The organism is Enterobacter sp. JUb54 (assembly GCF_014298075.1).
Classification (GTDB): domain Bacteria; phylum Pseudomonadota; class Gammaproteobacteria; order Enterobacterales; family Enterobacteriaceae; genus Klebsiella; species Klebsiella lignicola.
In genome coordinates this window covers 259,901-276,093 of the sequence record NZ_CP060418.1, presented here as the reverse complement: position 1 = coordinate 276,093, position 16,193 = coordinate 259,901, and the positions used below count along the sequence as shown (strand labels likewise).

Genomic DNA, 16,193 nt, shown 5'->3' with positions numbered 1-16,193 from the left:
CGGAGAAGTTTATGGATACCTGGATTTATCTTTCACAGGGCTTCGCCGTGGCGATGACGCCAACGAACCTGATGATTGCCCTGATCGGCTGTTTCGTGGGGACCATTGTCGGCCTGCTGCCGGGGCTGGGGCCGATTAACGGCGTGGCGATCCTGCTGCCGCTGGCGTTTGCCTTACACCTCCCGGCGGAATCAGCCCTGATCCTGCTGGCCACGGTCTATATAGGCTGTGAGTACGGGGGGCGGATCTCGTCGATCCTGCTCAATGTGCCCGGCGACGCCGCCGCGATTATGACCGCGCTGGATGGCTACCCGATGGCGCAGCAAGGGCGCGGTGGCGTGGCGCTGTCGATTTCGGCGGTCAGCTCGTTCGTTGGCTCGTTAATCGCCATTGGCGGCATCATTCTGTTCGCGCCGGTGCTGGCCCAGTGGTCGCTGGCATTTGGCCCGGCAGAGTACTTTGCTTTGATGGTGTTCGCTATCGCCTGCCTGGGCAGCATGATGGCGCAGAACCCGCTGAAGTCGTTCCTCGCCGCGTTAATTGGCTTAGGCCTGGCGACGGTGGGCGTGGATGCCAATACCGGCGTCTACCGTTTCACCTTCGACAGCGTCCACCTCTCCGATGGCGTGCAGTTTATCGTGGTGGTCATCGGACTGTTCTCGGTATCTGAAATCCTGCTGATGCTGGAAAGCACCAGCGGCGGCCAGACGCTGGTACGTAAAACCGGGCGCATGCTGTTTAATGCCAAAGAAGCCGGTCAGTGCGTCGGGGCGACGCTGCGTTCCTCGGTCGTGGGCTTCTTCGTCGGCATCCTGCCCGGCGCCGGGGCGACGATTGCCAGCGCCATCACCTATATGACCGAGAAAAAGCTCAGCGGTAACAGCGACAACTTCGGCAAAGGCGATATCCGTGGCGTCGCGGCCCCTGAAGCGGCCAACAACGCCTCCGCCTGCGGCTCCTTTATCCCGATGCTGACCCTCGGCGTTCCCGGTTCCGGCACCACGGCGGTCATGATGGGCGCGCTGACGCTGTATAACATCACGCCGGGTCCGGCGATGTTTACCGAACAGCCGGATATCGTCTGGGGATTGATCGCGGCGCTGCTGATCGCCAACGTGATGCTGCTGATCATGAACATTCCGCTGATTGGCCTGTTTACCCGGATGCTGACGATCCCGCTGTGGTTCCTGGTGCCGGCGATTGCCGCAGTATCCGCCGTCGGGGTGTACGCCGTTCACAGCACCACCTTCGATTTACTGCTGATGGTCGGACTGGGCGTACTCGGTTACATCCTGCGTAAGATGCATTTCCCGATGTCCCCGCTGATTTTAGGTTTCGTACTGGGAGAAATGCTCGAGCAAAACCTGCGCCGCGCGCTGTCCATCAGCAACGGCAACCTCGGGATCTTGTGGGGAAGCGGCGTCACCAAAACCCTGCTGTTCCTCGCCATCGCCGTGATTATCGTTCCCCCGGTGCTGCGCTATTTACGTAAGCAGCGCCAGCGCCGCGCCGAGGCGAATCAGGCTTAATCGGGTTCGCGCCCAGCGGTATTAACCCAATCACGTAACGCCCGGCGGGAGATTTTAATCCCGCCGGTTTTTAACGATTCCGGCAGCGTCAGCCAACGTACCGGCTGCTGAAAACGCGCCAGCTTATCCTGGGACCAAGCCGCCAGCGCGGCCATATCGCACCCGACATCACACTCCACCACCGCGACCGGTCGTTGACCAAACTCAGCGTCATCCAGCGGCACGATAAACACCTGCTGCACCTGCGGATGAGCCACGATCGTCCGCTCAACCTCTTCCGGCTGAATCCCTTCGCCAGCGCTGAAAAAGAGATTATCCATGCGCCCCAGAATAGTGAGCCTGCCGTTATGCAGCTCGCCACGGTCGCGGGTAGCAAACCACCCGGCGTCGTTGAGCAGCGGCAACATCTTGCCGTCACGCCAGTAGCCGGAGGCCAGGCTATCGCCGCGCAGCCACACTTCACCGTCGACGATTTTCAGCGCCCGACCGGGCAAAGGTTGGCCGACATCAGGCGCGCCATCGGCCTCTTTGCCACACACCGTCGAGGCAAACTCGGTCAGGCCGTAGCCGCACCAGCAGCGGATCCCCCGGGCGCGGGCCTCGGTGGTCAGCGCCACCGGGATCGCCGCGCCGCCCAGCAGCACCGCTTTCAGGGATACCTCGGCCTCGCTCTTAAGCAGTCGCCACAGTTGCGTTGGCACCAGCGAGGCGTGACTACAGCCCTGCAGCGCCTGCTCCAGCGGCTGTTTCTCCGCGACCGTCAGACGGGCCCCCGCCAGCAGCCAGCGCCAGACAATGCCCTGGCCGGAGACGTGAAACAGCGGCAACGACAGCAGCCAGTCGTCGTCCGCCGCCAGCGGGATCATCGCCAGCACCCCCTGCGCGCTGGCAAGGTGTGCGTGATAGGTATGTACCGCCGCCTTCGGCAATCCGGTGGAACCGGAGGTCAGCGTCATTGACGCCAGCCGTTCTTCGCGCCACGGTAGCGCGTACTCCCCTGCCGCGCGTTGCAGCGCCAGAGACGGACAACCACAGTCTAGCGGCTCGCCGTTCAGCACCAGCGCGTGGCGGAGGTTCAGAGACGGCAATAGCGCTGCAAGCAGCGAAGCGGGCAACTGAGGGTTGAGGGGCAATACCCGGGCGCCGCACTGGAGCAGCGCCAGCCACGCCAGCACGGTGGCGGGTTGATTGTAGGCCCGCAGCAGCACCCCATCACCTTCGCTCACCCCTTGTTCGCGAAACCCCAATGCCAGCGCATCGACCTCGGCGCACAGCTGACGCCAGCTCAGGATAGAGTGGTGTAAACGCAGCGCCGGCGCGTCACCACGCAGCTGGCGCCAGTGCCGCCACGGCCAGTCGCTAAAGGTCACAGCAACGGCTCCAGTTCGTCCAGGCCCAGGCAAGGCAGCGGGCTGTCCGGCCAGGGGCGAATTAGCTGGGCGCGCATCAGCGCCAGGGTATCGAGGCCGGGGATGGTCTGCGGCGTAAGCCAGGCAGCAATCCGCGCCAGCTGCGTCAACCCGAGGCTCGACTCGATCGATGAACTGATCACCGCCGTTAGCCCCAGCGCGTGAGCGGCCGCCACCTGTTCCTGCACCTTCTGCAGGCTGCCGGTCAGCGTGGGCTTGATCACCAGCGCACGCACCCCTGGCTCCGCCTGAAAACGAAAATCGGCTTCACGCAAACTTTCGTCCCAGGCAATGGCAATGCCGGTTTCAGCGGCAAAAGCCCGCGAGTCGTCTCGGGTTTTACAGGGTTCTTCGAGGAAGGCGATACGCTGGCGATAGTCCGGGTTGACGTATTTGGCGAACTGCTGCGCTTTCAGCGGCGTCCAGGCGCGGTTGGCGTCAAGACGCAGCGTCAGCTCGGGGATCGCCTCCAGCAGCAGGTTCACCACCATGCCGTCGCGGACCGCCTCATACAGCCCGACCTTAACCTTCGCCACTTTTTCGCCGGGCAGGCTCGCCAGCCTGGCGAACAGCTCATCCGGGTCACCGCTACACAGCGGCACCGCACGATAATCCGCCGACGTCGGCAGCGCATCGTTCAGCTCCGCCAGCGCACAGCTGACGCCGAAAGCCACGGAAGGCAGAGACGGCTCGGTGAGCTCCTCGCCCTGTCGCCAGGCTTGCGCCCACGTCAGCAGCGCAGATTCCGCCGCTTCCAGCGACTCCTGACTAAACCCCGGCAGCGGCGCAATTTCGCCCCAGCCCGTGCGTTCACCCTCCTGCAGACGAATGAACAGCCCATCGCGAGTTTTTAACCGCCGTTCGCGCAGCACCACACCCGCGTCCATCGGTACCTGCCAGCGGTAAACCTGCGCCTGACGCATTATGGATTCCGTTTAAATTTGCTGAAGTCCGGCTGACGCTTCTGATTAAAGGCGTTGCGCCCTTCCTGACCTTCTTCAGTCATGTAGAACAGCATGGTGGCATTACCCGCCAGCTCCTGCAGACCCGCCTGACCGTCGCAGTCAGCGTTCAGGGCCGCCTTCAGGCAACGCAGCGCCATCGGGCTGTTTTGCAGCATTTCGCGGCACCAGCGGACGGTCTCTTTTTCCAGATCTGCCAGCGGAACCACGGTGTTGACCAGCCCCATATCCAGCGCCTGCTGAGCGTCGTACTGACGGCACAGGAACCAGATTTCCCGCGCTTTTTTCTGCCCGACGATCCGCGCCATATAGGATGCGCCCCAGCCGCCGTCGAACGAGCCGACTTTCGGGCCGGTCTGGCCGAAAATGGCATTCTCTGCGGCAATCGTCAGGTCACACATCATGTGCAGCACGTGGCCGCCACCGATGGAGAACCCGGCGACCATCGCCACGATCGGTTTCGGGCAGGTACGGATTTGACGCTGGAAGTCGAGCACGTTGAGGTGATGCACCCCGGAGTCATCCTGGTAGCCGCCGTAATCGCCGCGCACTTTCTGGTCACCGCCGGCGCAGAACGCTTTATCGCCTTCGCCGGTCAGGATGATGACGCCAATATTGTCGTCATAGCGGGCGTCGGATAGCGCATGAATCATCTCTTTCACCGTCAGCGGACGGAACGCGTTGCGAACTTCCGGGCGGTTGATGGTGATTTTGGCAATCCCGTCCGTCGATTTCTGGTAGCGAATGTCGGTGTAGCCTTCGGAGCAATCGTGCCATTCCACAGGGGCGTACAGCATGGCTTCATCAAGAGAGAGCATAGGATGTCCTTTGGTTAATTCGTTAATAGCTGCGCCAGACAAGCGGCGACTGCAGCGGGGTTTTCCCGATGCGCGTTATGTCCGGCATGATCGATAATATGTGTCGTTGCCCCCGTGTCACTCGCGAGGGCGCGAAATTTGGCGTCGTATTCGCCGCAAAGATAATGAAAAGCGTAGCGTCGGGTGTGCAGAGCTGCACGCAGGTCCGGCTGCACGGCCAGAGAAGTGGCCTCCAGCATCGCGGCGAGATTCTCACCGCTGTTGTGACTACGCAGCATCACCAGCGCCTGGCGCTGCGTAGCGCTCAACGAGGCGAACACCGGCTGTTGATACCAGTCGGCAAAGACCTCGGCGAGCGGCTGCTGGCGAAAACGCGCTGCCCAGGCGCTGTCGGCCTGATAGCGTTGGTGACGTTGGTGGTCATCCTGTAATCCGGGATGGCCGCCCTCCACCACCAGCCCGCGCAGCCCGTGTCGCGGCTGGCTGGCAAAGACCATTGCGATACGCCCGCCCAGCGAGTAGCCAATCAGCCAGTAATCCTGCACCTGATGGTGCGCGAGGGTCTGCTCCAGTTGCTGACAGACATCAGCAAAACCGCTGACCGCCACCTCCCGCGAGCCGCCGTGGCCCGGCAGGTCCAGATACAGCCGGGGCCAGGCCGCGAACCGCTGGCCCACCGTTTGCCACTCCCGGCAGTCGCCGGAAAAACCGTGCAAAAAGACCAGCCAGGGATAACCCGCCTGACCTTGTTGGCACACGGCATGCAGCGTCACAGGCGGCTGACCTGCGCCAGCAGCGCTTGCAACGTTTGTGTCCCCTGGGTTTCTTCCACCACCAGCTCGACAACCGTCGTACCTGGCTGTCGCCATGCGCCGGCCAGCACCGCTTCCAGCGCCTCCCAGCTTGTCGGGCGATGGTAATTCAGGCCAAACATGGCCGCCGCATGGTCGAAATTCACCTCCTGCGGCATCAGATAAAACTGGCGTCGTTCATCCTGCGGCGTCGGCAGCAGAGAAAAAATCTGCCCGCCGTTGTTGTTAACCACCATCAGCACCAGCGGCGCGGAGGCCTGACGCAGCAGCGCCAGCGAGTTTAGATCGTAGAGCGCCGAGAGATCGCCGACGATCGCAAGCAGAGGGCGCGCGCTGGCCCGCTGGACACCTGCCGCCGTCGCCAGCAGGCCATCGATACCGCTGGCCCCGCGATTGCTATAGACCGGATAACCTGCCGGAAGCTGCGACAGCGCATCAATCAGGCGCACCACCAGGCTGTTGCCAACAAACAGCTGCCCCTGTTCCGGAAGGTAGCGCGCGATGCGGTGAGCCAGCTGGGCTTCACCAAAGGTCTCGCTATTGTCAGCCGTGGCTTGCCAGGCCTGGCGGGAGAGCGTCGGGATGGTCGTTGCCCACGGCTGACGGCTTTCCGCCGGATGCAGATCCAGCCACCGATCCACCGTGCACACCAGACGACGGCCACGGTGATGAGCCGGATCCAGTCGCCCGGGCAGATTATCCACCACCCAGTATTCGTCAGGTTCACAGGTCACCTGCCACTGCAGCAGCCGTTTGCCGGTCAGGCTGCTGCCCAACTGGACCACGATTTGCGCCTGCTGCAGCTCGCTCACCGCGTTGCCGTTCCCCAGCCACAGATCGGCGCAGGGCAGCGGCTGCCCGGTTTGCGACAGTACGTCACCAATCAGCGGCCAGCCGAGGGTTTTGGCCCACGCCGCCACTTTCACACCTTCGCTGGCGCTCATGCGACCGGCGACGACCACACCGCGCTTTTGCCGCCAGAAAAACCAGTCGCGTTGCTTCTCGCTTTCCAGCTGCAGCGACTGCCGCAGCCAGGGTTTATCGCTCTGCCACCAGCTGCCAAGCTGCTGCTGCCACGCCACGCCGGTCTCGTCCATATCACCGTACAGCGGTTCGGCGAACGGACAGTTGATATGGACACCGCCGGCGTGCAGCTCACCCAGCGCCTGATCAATCGTCGAGACCAGCCAGCGGGCAGGAATATCCTGCGACGGGCGCGGCAGCGACAGCGTCTGCGACGGATGGGAAGCAAACATCCCCGGCTGGCGGATCGCCTGGTTGGCGCCGCAGTCAATCAGCTCCGGCGGGCGGTCAGCGGTCAGTAAAATCAGTTTTTCACCGGTCAACCCGGCTTCAATCAGCGCCGGGTAGAGATTGGCCGTTGCCGTGCCGGAGGTGACAATCACCGCCACCGGCTGACGGCTGGCTTTTGCCAGTCCCAGCGCCAGATGACCCAGCCCGCGCTCATCGAAATGGGTGTGGGGGATCAATGCGCGATTGGCCGCCGCGGCCAGGGTTAAAGGTGTCGAGCGCGAACCAGGCGCAATGCAGATATGCTGCACGCCGTGGCGGGTTAATGCTTCGAGGATCACCGCCGCCCAGCGTCGGTTAAATGCGCTTACTGACATGAAATTGTCCGGTATCAAATATTGAGGATAAGTATAGGTAATACAAAGCAATGGAGTATTGATATGGGTCGTTTATCTACGTTTTTGTCAGTAATAACGAACGCAGTCCTGCTGCCTTATTCTCGATTTCCTGCCACTCCTGCTGCGGATCGGAGCCGCTGACAATCCCGGCACCGGCATACAACCTGAGGGTGGCGTTGTCGACCTGCGCTGAACGCAGGGCCACGCAGAATTCGCTTTGCGCCCGCGACAGATAGCCTGCGGAGCCAGCGTACCATTGACGCCTGAAAGGTTCGTGACGGGTAATAAAATCCAGCGCCGCCCGGCGCGGCAATCCGGCGACCGCGGCGGTTGGCTGCAGCTGATGCAGACAGCGGGCATCGTCAGGTTGCTGCAGCTCGCCCCAAATGCAGCGGCGCAGATGCTGCACATTGCGCAGACGCATCACCTGCGGCGGCAGAACGTCCAGCGAGCGCACCTCATCCTGCATACGCTGGCAGATGTCCTCCACCACCAGCATATTTTCACGCTGGTTTTTATCATCTTTCATTAACCAGTCGGCCATGGCTTGCGCCTGCCGATCGTCGGCATGGCTGGCGACGGTCCCGGCCAGGGCTTCGGTGCGCAGCTGCGTCCCGCGCCGACGCCACAGCCGTTCCGGCGTGGAGCCAAAGAAAGCCTGCAGAGCGCTAAAAGCCATCATGAAATGAAAACAGTGGTGATTGCTGCGTCGGCTGGCGGCGACTACCGCCAGCGGATCGACCGGGGCGGCAAACTGCAGATCCGTGGCGCGCGCCAGCACCACTTTCGCCATCTCCCCGGCGGCGATTGCCGCGCTTGCCTGGCTAATCAAGGCACACCATTGTGGATAGTCCGGGAAATGCTGTTCGTGGAGCACCGCGGGTAACGTCGCGGGCGACGCCTGATCGGGAGTTAAAGTGGCCAGAAAGTCGCGGGCCGCGCGGGCCTCTTCGTGCAGTGAGACATCGCTCCACAACAGCAGGCGCAGGGTCGCTTTGCCCGCAACCCGTCGCCACTCCAGCCGCGGCAGAAACAGGCTGCCCTCCTGCGGACTGAACGCATTCAGGCCGCAAATACGCAGATCCTCAGAGGCCTGCTCCTGCAAAAACTGATGGGCCTGGCTCAGCGAGGTGAAGGTTTTTACCGCCCCAAGGGCGGCCAACTCTTCATCGCCCGAACGCTGCTGCCAGTAGAATTGCGGCCATTGCGCCTGATGACCGCACCACAGCAGCGGGTCAAAGGCATCATCAAGCGGGAAAGGTAGAGTAAAAATTCGCATGCCGGGTGACGTCGGGAAATCGTCGGTCAGACAGCCACGTAAGCGTTCCAGCGCAGTGGAAACAGACAGCACGCAAACCTCCACAGAATAAAAACCACAGATTATACGGGGTACTAGCCTGAAATTGCAGTACCCATAATGAGGGAGCGGCTTTTACGCCGGGCGGCGCTGCCAGCAAAGCTGGCAGGCTGAAGGTGAAAAAGTATAGATTCTTTAAGCGATGACGCGAATTCGTTTACCCGGCGCTGGCTTCGCGAGCCATACCAATATGGGGAATACCGTCTTCGTCGTACACTTCTGTCACCGGCTGAAAACCAAAGCTGGCATAGAAATTCTGCAGGTGTGCCTGGGCGCCGAGGTAGATCGCTTTTTGCGGCCAGTGCTGCTGGCAGCTCGCCACAGCCCGCTGCATCAACTGATTGCCCAGTTTCTCGCCGCGCGCCGCCGAACTGACGATAACCCGGCCGATCACCACCGGGTCAAATTCGTCGTCGCTTTTCAGGATCCGCGCGTAGGCCAGCAGCTCATCGCCCCGCCAGGCGAGAAGATGGCGGTTTTCGCCGACCAGATCGTCCCCATCGACATCCAGATAGGGGCAAGTTTGCTCAACGACAAACACCTCGCAACGCAGCTTCAGCAAGGCGTACAGCTGTGGAACGGTCAACTCTGCGTGGTGAAGATCCTGCCATGTAATCATCAACTGCTCCTGTATACTTGAGTTTTTCACCCGGCCCTGAGGACACTGGACGATGGAATTAACATTTTTGGGGACATCCGCAGGCGTGCCGACCCGTACGCGTAATATGACGTCTATCGTGTTGAATTTGCAACAACCAACGGCGGCGGAGATGTGGCTGTTCGATTGTGGAGAAGGGACCCAGCATCAGTTTCTCGACACCCCGTATCATCCCGGAAAACTGAACAAGATTTTTATCACCCACCTGCATGGCGATCACCTGTTCGGCCTGCCGGGCCTGCTGTGCAGCCGTTCAATGCAGGGCAACTCGCTGCCGCTGACGCTGTACGGGCCGACGGGGCTGAAGGAGTTTGTCGAAACCGCCCTGCGCCTGAGCGGCTCGTGGACCGATTACCCGCTGACGATTGTCGAAGTGGGGCCAGGTCTGGTGTTTGATGAAGGGGGATATCGGGTCAGCGCCTTTGCGCTCAATCACCCGGTGGAATGCTACGGCTACCGCATCGAGGAACACGCCAGACCCGGCACGCTGGATGCCGCCCGGCTGGTGACCGATGGCGTTCCGCCGGGGCCGTTATTCCAGCGCCTGAAACAGGGCGAGACCGTTGAGCTGGAAGACGGACGGCTGATTGACGGCAGCCAGTATCTCGGCCCGGCGACGCCCGGTAAGAAGCTGGCGATTTTTGGCGACACCGCGCCCTGCGACGCCGCGCTGGAGCTGGCGCGTGGCGTTGATCTGATGGTGCATGAAACGACGCTGGAGCAGGCGATGGCGGAAAAGGCCAATAGCCGCGGGCATTCCTCAAGCCAGCAGGCGGCGGCGCTGGCGCGCGATGCCGGGGTGCGCATGTTTATCGCCACCCACTTCAGTTCGCGCTATGACGCCGAGGGCTGCCAGCGTCTGCTGACGGAGTGTCGGGAGCTGTTTCCCCGCACGCTGCTGGCCGAAGATTTTATGGTCTACAGCCTGTAGCGCGTCGGACAATGGCCCGGACAAAAAGGCAAAAAAAATGCCTGTCAGTATTGCGACTGACAGGCATGATTTCAGGACCGTAGGGATTACATCAGCGGAGTTGCCAGCTGCACCAGGCTAATCAGCGGCTGCGGCCACACGCCGAGCAGCAGAACCAGCAGCGCAGAAATCAGCACCACGATACCGCCCGCGCTGTACTGCCAGTTCGACGGCGCATCGCGGTTCAGTTTATCCGGCGCGCTCAGGTACAGGCTCACCGCCACGCGCAGATAGTAGTAGAGGCCAATTGCCGAACCGAGCACCACCGCCCCGACCAGCCACCACAGGTGCGCATGCACACCGACCGCCAGCACGTAGAACTTACCGATAAAGCCCAGCGTCATCGGGATACCCGCCAGCGACAGCATCATCACCGTCATCACCGCCGACAGAATCGGACGGTGCCAGAACAGGCCGCGATAGGAGTACAGTGAATCGGCGTCCGGGCCACGATACGGGCTGGACATCAGGCTCACCACGCCAAACGCGCCGAGGCTGCTGAACAGATAGCCGGCCAGATAGACCCCGACCGCTTCCATCGACATTTCACCGCTCTGCAGGGCGATCAGCGCCACCAGCAGATAGCCGAGATGCGAGATAGAAGAGTAACCCAGCAGACGCTTGATATTGGTCTGGCTCAGCGCCATCAGGTTACCGAAGAGGATAGAGGCGAAGGCGATCAGCCCCAGCACCACGCGTACCGCTTCGCTATTGCCTACCGGCATGTACAGGAACAGACGCATAACGACGCCGAAGATAGCAATCTTGCTGGCGGTGGCCAGGAAGGTTGATACCGGCGCAGGTGCGCCCTGATACACGTCCGGCGTCCACAGGTGGAACGGCACCAGCGACAGTTTGAAGCCCAGGCCAACGATCATCAGACCCAGACCCGCCAGCAGCAGCGGTTCATGCAGGGTGTTATCGGCCAGGCTCTTGCCCAGCGCCAGGAACGACAGATTACCGGAGTTGGCATACACCAGCGCCATACCGAACAGCAGGAACGACGACGCTGCGGCAGACAAAATGGTGTATTTGATACTCGCTTCCAGCGACCGTTTCTGACGGAAGGCGTAGCCGACAAGGCCGAACAGCGGCAGAGAAATCAATTCAATACCGAGGAACAGCGCCGCCAGATGGTTGGCGCCCGCCAGCAGAATGCCACCCAGCGCGGCGATTAACACCAGCAGGTAGAACTCTTCTCTGTTGTCCTTGTACCCTTCCAGCCACGGGTACGCGAAGGTACAGGTGGCGAGACTCGCCAGCAGCACCAGCCCGGTATAGAGCATGGCGTAACCGTCGACGCGGATCAGCGGCGTGACGTCCATCGCGCCGTTCTGACCCACGAACCAGAGCGAGATCAGCGCGGCGTTCAGGCCGAGAACCGACAGCGTGGCATTGAGGAAATGATTGCGTCGCCACGCAATGGAGAGCATCACAACCACCACCGTCAAGCCGACGATCAGCAGCGGTAGCAGTGCGATCAGTTGTTGTGGAGTTATTGTCATGGCGAATTACGGCCTTGTAGTAGAAACAGAATTAACAAACCACTGCTGAATGTTGCTCATCGCAGCATGTGAGGTGTCCAGAATCGGCTGCGGGAAGAAGCCCAACAGCACCAGCAGAACCACCAACAGCAGAACAATCGACAGTTCACGCAGCGACATGCCCGGCAGATCCCGCGCCGCTATTTCACTCTTCGCTTTCCCGAAGTACGCCCGGTGCAGCATCGACAGCGAGTAGACGGAGGCGAATACCAGACCAAAGGTAGAGATCACGGTAATCACCGGCACCACTTTATAGCTGCCGAACAGAATCATAAATTCGCCGACGAAGTTACCTGTACCCGGCATCCCCAACGTCGCCACCGCAAAGAACATCGACAGCGCTGGCAGCCATTTAATTTTGCTCCACAGACCGCCCATCTGACGCATATCACGGGTGTGCAGGCGCTCGTACAGTTGGCCGCACAGGATGAACAGACCCGCCGCGGACAGGCCGTGGGCAATCATCTGAATCACCGCGCCCTGGTACGCCAGCTGGCTGCCGGTGTAGATAGCAATCAGTACGAAGCCCATGTGGGAGACCGAAGTGTAGGCAATCAGACGTTTGATATCGTACTGACAGAACGCCATCCACGCGCCGTAGAAAATACCGATAACGCCCAGCCACATCGCGATAGGAGCGAATTCAGCGGAGGCATTCGGGAACAGCGGTAAAGCGAAACGCAGCAGACCGTAGGCTGCGGTTTTCAGCAGGATCCCCGCGAGGTCAACGGAACCCGCAGTCGGTGCCTGGGAGTGGGCATCCGGCAGCCAGCCGTGCAGCGGCACAACCGGCATCTTCACCGCGAAGGCGATAAAGAAGCCCAGCATCAGCAGATATTCCACGCCGTGGGACATCGGGGTCTTCAGCAGCGCTTCGTAATCGAAGGTCCAGACGCCGGTGGCGTTGAAGTGCACAAATGCCAGCGCCAGGATGGCAATCAGCATCACCAGACCGCTCGCCTGGGTGTAGATGAAGAACTTGGTAGCCGCCGTGATACGCGTTTTACCGTCGGACGCCTTGTGGCCCCACAGCGCGATCAGGAAGTACATCGGCACCAGCATCATCTCCCAGAAGAAGAAGAACAGGAACAGGTCGATGGCAAGGAACACGCCGATAACGCCGCCCAGGATCCACATCAGGTTGAGGTGGAAGAAGCCCTGGTATTTTTCAATTTCGCGCCACGAGCACAGTACCGCCAGCACGCCAAGCAGACCGGTCAGCACCACCATCAGCAACGACAGGCCGTCGATAGCGAGGTGAATGCTGATGCCGAAGCGTGGGATCCACGGCATGACAAATTCTGACTGCCACTGCGGAATACCCGCGGATTGCGTCAGAGAATAGCCGCCCTGCATCCACAGCTGCAGGCCAAGTACAAGCGTCAATCCCATGGTGATCAGCGCGATCCAGCGCGGCATCTTCACGCCAAAGCGTTCGGTCTGCCAGCACAGGAAGCCGCCGATAAAGGGGATTAATATCAACCAAGGCAATAACATGGTGATTTTTATTCCTTATTTAAGTCCCGTTCAGGCTATCTTACTCGTCATCGCGAACCACGGCTGTGCCCGCAATCCTCACGTACATCAGTACGCTGCGGTTGCTGTGCGCAGGCGGTGCCCACTTTGACTTCGCCGATAACGCCTGTCCTTTAAGACCTGATTTCAACGAATTCGATAATCATTCACTTCGTATTGCGGGTTTATTGTGTCGGATAGCCCTACGTTTATCCGATCGACAGTCCCGTAAGCCCGGCAAACTCAGCGCCGCCGGGCAACACAACGGTTCTCAAACTCAACGCAATACCATCAGCAGCGCCAGCACGATAACCGCGCCTACGCTCATGGATGCCACATACCAGCGCAGATACCCGTTCTCGCTGAACAGCAGGCCTTTACCTGCAAAGCGGGAGAGGATCGCCGGAATGTTCATCATGGCGTTCAGCGGGTCGCGTTTCAGCAGCCACGCGATGCCAAGGAATGGTTTCACGAACACCATGTCGTATAACCAGTCGAAGCCCCAGGCGTTGTACCACCAGGTGCCCAGCAGACGGCCCGGTGCGCTGTTGGCGATAGCCGTCACCAGCGTGCGTTTACCCAGCCACAGCCAGGCGGCAATCAGGATCCCGGCAATCGCGATAATCCCGGAAGTGATTTCCAGTGTCATCACGCGACCGTGCTCCAGTTCCGTGGTCTGCGGCAGGACGCCCTGCAGCGGCGGAACTATCAGCGCGCCAACGAAGGTCGACAGAACCAACAGCACGATCAGCGGCAGATGGTGGGTAATCCCCTTCCCTGCATGGGCGTGAATTTGTTCTTTACCGTGGAAGACGATGAAGATCATGCGGAAGGTATACAGCGAGGTCATAAACGCCCCGACCAGGCCCGCAACCATCAGATTGATATGACCGTTGGCCATCGCACCGGCGAGGATCTCGTCCTTACTGAAGAAGCCTGCGGTGATCAGCGGCAGTGCGGACAGCGCCGCGCCCCCGACCAGGAAGCAGACGTACACCAGCGGGATAGACTTACGCAGGCCGCCCATTTTGAAGATGTTCTGTTCGTGATGGCAGGCCAGAATCACCGAGCCGGACGACAGGAACAGCAGCGCTTTAAAGAACGCGTGGGTCATCAGGTGGAAAATCGCCGCATCCCACGCCTGCACGCCAAGCGCGAGGAACATGTAGCCAATCTGGCTCATGGTGGAGTAAGCGAGTACGCGTTTGATATCGGTCTGCACCAGCGCGGCGAAACCTGCCAGTACCAGCGTCACCGCCCCGACAATCCCGACCAGATGTAGAATTTCCGGGGTCATCAGGAACAGGCCGTGAGTACGGGCAATCAGGTAGACACCGGCGGTCACCATGGTCGCAGCGTGGATCAGCGCGGAGACTGGCGTCGGGCCAGCCATCGCATCCGCAAGCCAGGTCTGCAACGGCAGCTGGGCGGATTTACCAACCGCACCACCCAGCAGCATCAGCGTCGCCCAGGTCAACATATTGTTGCCGGCTTCGAAGTGTGCTGGCGCCAGTTCGACCATTTCGCGGAAGTTCAGGGTACCCAGTTCGTTGTAGAGGATGAACAGCGCGAAGGCGAGGAACACGTCACCGACACGGGTCACCACGAACGCTTTCATCGCTGCGGCACCGTTCTTCGGATCGGTATAGTAGAAACCGATCAGCAGATAGGAGCACAGACCCACCCCTTCCCAACCGAGGTACATCAACAGCAGGTTATCCGCCAGCACCAGGACTACCATGCTGGCAATAAACAGGTTGGTGTAGGCGAAGAAGCGGGAGTAGCCCTCTTCACCGCGCATATACCAGGAGGCGAACATGTGGATCAGGAAGCCCACGCCGGTGACCACGGAAAGCATGGTCAGCGACAGGCCATCCAGCACCAGGTTGAAGCCGATGTTGAAATCACCCACCGACATCCAGGTCCACAGCGGTACGCTGATCGCCTGTTTGCCGTTGGCAAAGAAGTCAACACCGACAAACGCAGTGACCAGCGCCGCCAGCCCTACCGATCCCATTCCCACGGTGGCGGAGAGGTTTTCCGACCAGCGCCCACGGGAGAAGGAGAGCAGAACAAAGCCAATCAATGGCAGAAGTATGGTTAAGGCAAGCATGTTCATCCACGCAACTCACTTACTGAATCGATGTTCAGGTTCTGGCGGCGACGATGGAGCTGCAGCAACAGCGCCAGGCCGATACTCGCTTCCGCAGCCGCGAGGCTGATGGCGAGGATATACATTATCTGACCGTCAGTCTGGCCCCAGTAACTGCCTGCCACCACGAAAGCCAGCGCCGCAGCGTTGATCATGATCTCCAGGCTAATCAGCATAAACAGCAGATTGCGGCGGATGACCAGACCCGTCAGGCCGAGCACAAACAGGACAGCGGCGAGGATCAGCCCATGTGTTAAGGGAATCATGCGTGTTCCTCCGTTTTTCTTTTGTCGCTATCGTTCTGACGGTTGCTCAGCACTTCACCGACGCGCTCTTCGCGGCCGATGTGGAAGGCAACAACCAGACCGGCCAGCAGCAGCATGGAGGCCAGCTCCACCGCCAGGACGTACGGTCCAAACAGCGCAATGCCCACTTCTTTCGCGCTGATCGCTGTGCCATCAATACCCTGATCGTTCAGGCCCAGGATGGCATAGACGATAACCGCCAGCAGCACCGCAGACAAAATTGCCGGACCGATCCAGATCCCCGGCTGCAGCCATTTACGTTCCTGCTCGATTTCGCTGCCGCCCAGGTTGAGCATCATCACCACGAAGACGAAGAGCACCATGATGGCCCCGGCGTAAACGATGATTTCCAGCGCACCGGCGAAATACGCGCCCAGCGAGAAGAACACCCCGGCAATCGCCAACAGCGAAATAATCAGGTACAGCAAGGCGTGTACCGGATTGGTGTGGGTGATCACCCGCAGGGTTGCGAGGATGGCGATAAGGCCACAGATATAAAAAGCGAATTCCATT

General features: G+C 60.5%; 14 protein-coding genes. 2 read left to right on the top strand and 12 right to left on the bottom strand.

Features of this window, described 5'->3' with window-relative positions; all coding sequences use genetic code 11:
• The first annotated feature begins 11 nt into the window (after positions 1-11).
• Complete coding sequence (locus tag HF679_RS01260) at positions 12-1,529, top strand: tripartite tricarboxylate transporter permease (RefSeq protein ID WP_123755216.1); 1,518 nt, start codon at positions 12-14, stop codon at positions 1,527-1,529.
• On the opposite strand, the gene menE is transcribed toward HF679_RS01260, so the two are convergent.
• From menE to HF679_RS01225, 7 genes are all read right to left on the bottom strand, one after another.
• The gene (menE, locus tag HF679_RS01255; protein ID WP_123755217.1) at positions 1,526-2,899 is read right to left on the bottom strand and encodes an o-succinylbenzoate--CoA ligase; all 1,374 of its coding nucleotides are present in this window, start codon (positions 2,897-2,899) and stop codon (positions 1,526-1,528) included. The two genes, HF679_RS01260 and menE, sit on opposite strands and share 4 nt — an antisense overlap.
• Positions 2,896-3,861, bottom strand: a complete 966-nt coding sequence (gene menC, locus HF679_RS01250) for an o-succinylbenzoate synthase (RefSeq protein ID WP_123755218.1) — start codon at positions 3,859-3,861, stop codon at positions 2,896-2,898. Before menC ends, menE begins: the two co-directional genes overlap by 4 nt.
• On the bottom strand, positions 3,861-4,718 hold the full coding sequence (gene menB / locus HF679_RS01245) for a 1,4-dihydroxy-2-naphthoyl-CoA synthase (protein ID WP_123755219.1): 858 nt from the start codon (positions 4,716-4,718) through the stop codon (positions 3,861-3,863). Before menB ends, menC begins: the two co-directional genes overlap by 1 nt.
• A 14-nt stretch (positions 4,719-4,732) precedes the next feature.
• Positions 4,733-5,491, bottom strand: coding sequence for a 2-succinyl-6-hydroxy-2,4-cyclohexadiene-1-carboxylate synthase (gene menH / locus HF679_RS01240; protein WP_123755220.1), 759 nt, complete (start codon positions 5,489-5,491; stop codon positions 4,733-4,735).
• Positions 5,488-7,158 carry a 2-succinyl-5-enolpyruvyl-6-hydroxy-3-cyclohexene-1-carboxylic-acid synthase gene (gene menD / locus HF679_RS01235; RefSeq protein WP_187042515.1) on the bottom strand — a complete coding sequence of 557 codons (1,671 nt, stop codon included), beginning with the start codon at positions 7,156-7,158 and terminating at the stop codon, positions 5,488-5,490. The genes menH and menD overlap by 4 nt, the downstream gene beginning before the upstream one ends.
• A gap of 76 nt (positions 7,159-7,234) precedes the next feature.
• Entirely contained in the window at positions 7,235-8,530 is a 1,296-nt protein-coding gene (gene menF, locus HF679_RS01230) for an isochorismate synthase MenF (protein WP_123755222.1), read from the bottom strand.
• Positions 8,531-8,693: 163 nt separating this feature from the next.
• Entirely contained in the window at positions 8,694-9,155 is a 462-nt protein-coding gene (locus tag HF679_RS01225) for a GNAT family N-acetyltransferase (protein ID WP_123755223.1), read from the bottom strand.
• 52 nt (positions 9,156-9,207) lie between these two features.
• Here HF679_RS01225 and rnz point away from each other — a divergent pair, with 52 nt between their 5' ends.
• Complete coding sequence (gene rnz / locus HF679_RS01220; protein ID WP_123755224.1) at positions 9,208-10,125, top strand: ribonuclease Z; 918 nt, start codon at positions 9,208-9,210, stop codon at positions 10,123-10,125.
• 86 nt (positions 10,126-10,211) lie between these two features.
• Here rnz and nuoN read toward each other — a convergent pair whose 3' ends face one another.
• The 5 genes from nuoN to nuoJ form a co-directional block, all read right to left on the bottom strand.
• On the bottom strand, positions 10,212-11,669 hold the full coding sequence (nuoN, locus tag HF679_RS01215) for an NADH-quinone oxidoreductase subunit NuoN (RefSeq protein WP_123755225.1): 1,458 nt from the start codon (positions 11,667-11,669) through the stop codon (positions 10,212-10,214).
• A gap of 6 nt (positions 11,670-11,675) precedes the next feature.
• Positions 11,676-13,205, bottom strand: a complete 1,530-nt coding sequence (gene nuoM, locus HF679_RS01210) for an NADH-quinone oxidoreductase subunit M (protein WP_123755226.1) — start codon at positions 13,203-13,205, stop codon at positions 11,676-11,678.
• Positions 13,206-13,500: 295 nt separating this feature from the next.
• On the bottom strand, positions 13,501-15,342 hold the full coding sequence (gene nuoL, locus HF679_RS01205; protein WP_123755227.1) for an NADH-quinone oxidoreductase subunit L: 1,842 nt from the start codon (positions 15,340-15,342) through the stop codon (positions 13,501-13,503).
• A complete protein-coding gene (nuoK, locus tag HF679_RS01200) occupies positions 15,339-15,641 on the bottom strand; it encodes an NADH-quinone oxidoreductase subunit NuoK (RefSeq protein ID WP_100682775.1) in 303 nt (100 codons plus the stop codon). The genes nuoL and nuoK overlap by 4 nt, the downstream gene beginning before the upstream one ends.
• The gene (gene nuoJ, locus HF679_RS01195; protein WP_123755228.1) at positions 15,638-16,192 is read right to left on the bottom strand and encodes an NADH-quinone oxidoreductase subunit J; all 555 of its coding nucleotides are present in this window, start codon (positions 16,190-16,192) and stop codon (positions 15,638-15,640) included. The genes nuoK and nuoJ overlap by 4 nt, the downstream gene beginning before the upstream one ends.
• Position 16,193: the final 1 nt, after the last annotated feature.

Excerpts from the sequence above, each read along its gene's own strand:
- HF679_RS01260 (WP_123755216.1), top strand. The coding sequence starts at position 12 with ATGGATACCTGGATTTATCTTTCACAGGGCTTCGCCGTGGCGATGACG.
- menC (WP_123755218.1), bottom strand. The coding sequence starts at position 3,861 with ATGCGTCAGGCGCAGGTTTACCGCTGGCAGGTACCGATGGACGCGGGT.
- menB (WP_123755219.1), bottom strand. The coding sequence starts at position 4,718 with ATGCTCTCTCTTGATGAAGCCATGCTGTACGCCCCTGTGGAATGGCAC.
- menD (WP_187042515.1), bottom strand. The coding sequence starts at position 7,158 with ATGTCAGTAAGCGCATTTAACCGACGCTGGGCGGCGGTGATCCTCGAA.
- HF679_RS01225 (WP_123755223.1), bottom strand. The coding sequence starts at position 9,155 with ATGATTACATGGCAGGATCTTCACCACGCAGAGTTGACCGTTCCACAG.
- rnz (WP_123755224.1), top strand. The coding sequence starts at position 9,208 with ATGGAATTAACATTTTTGGGGACATCCGCAGGCGTGCCGACCCGTACG.
- nuoN (WP_123755225.1), bottom strand. The coding sequence starts at position 11,669 with ATGACAATAACTCCACAACAACTGATCGCACTGCTACCGCTGCTGATC.
- nuoM (WP_123755226.1), bottom strand. The coding sequence starts at position 13,205 with ATGTTATTGCCTTGGTTGATATTAATCCCCTTTATCGGCGGCTTCCTG.
- nuoL (WP_123755227.1), bottom strand. The coding sequence starts at position 15,342 with ATGAACATGCTTGCCTTAACCATACTTCTGCCATTGATTGGCTTTGTT.
- nuoK (WP_100682775.1), bottom strand. The coding sequence starts at position 15,641 with ATGATTCCCTTAACACATGGGCTGATCCTCGCCGCTGTCCTGTTTGTG.
- nuoJ (WP_123755228.1), bottom strand. The coding sequence starts at position 16,192 with ATGGAATTCGCTTTTTATATCTGTGGCCTTATCGCCATCCTCGCAACC.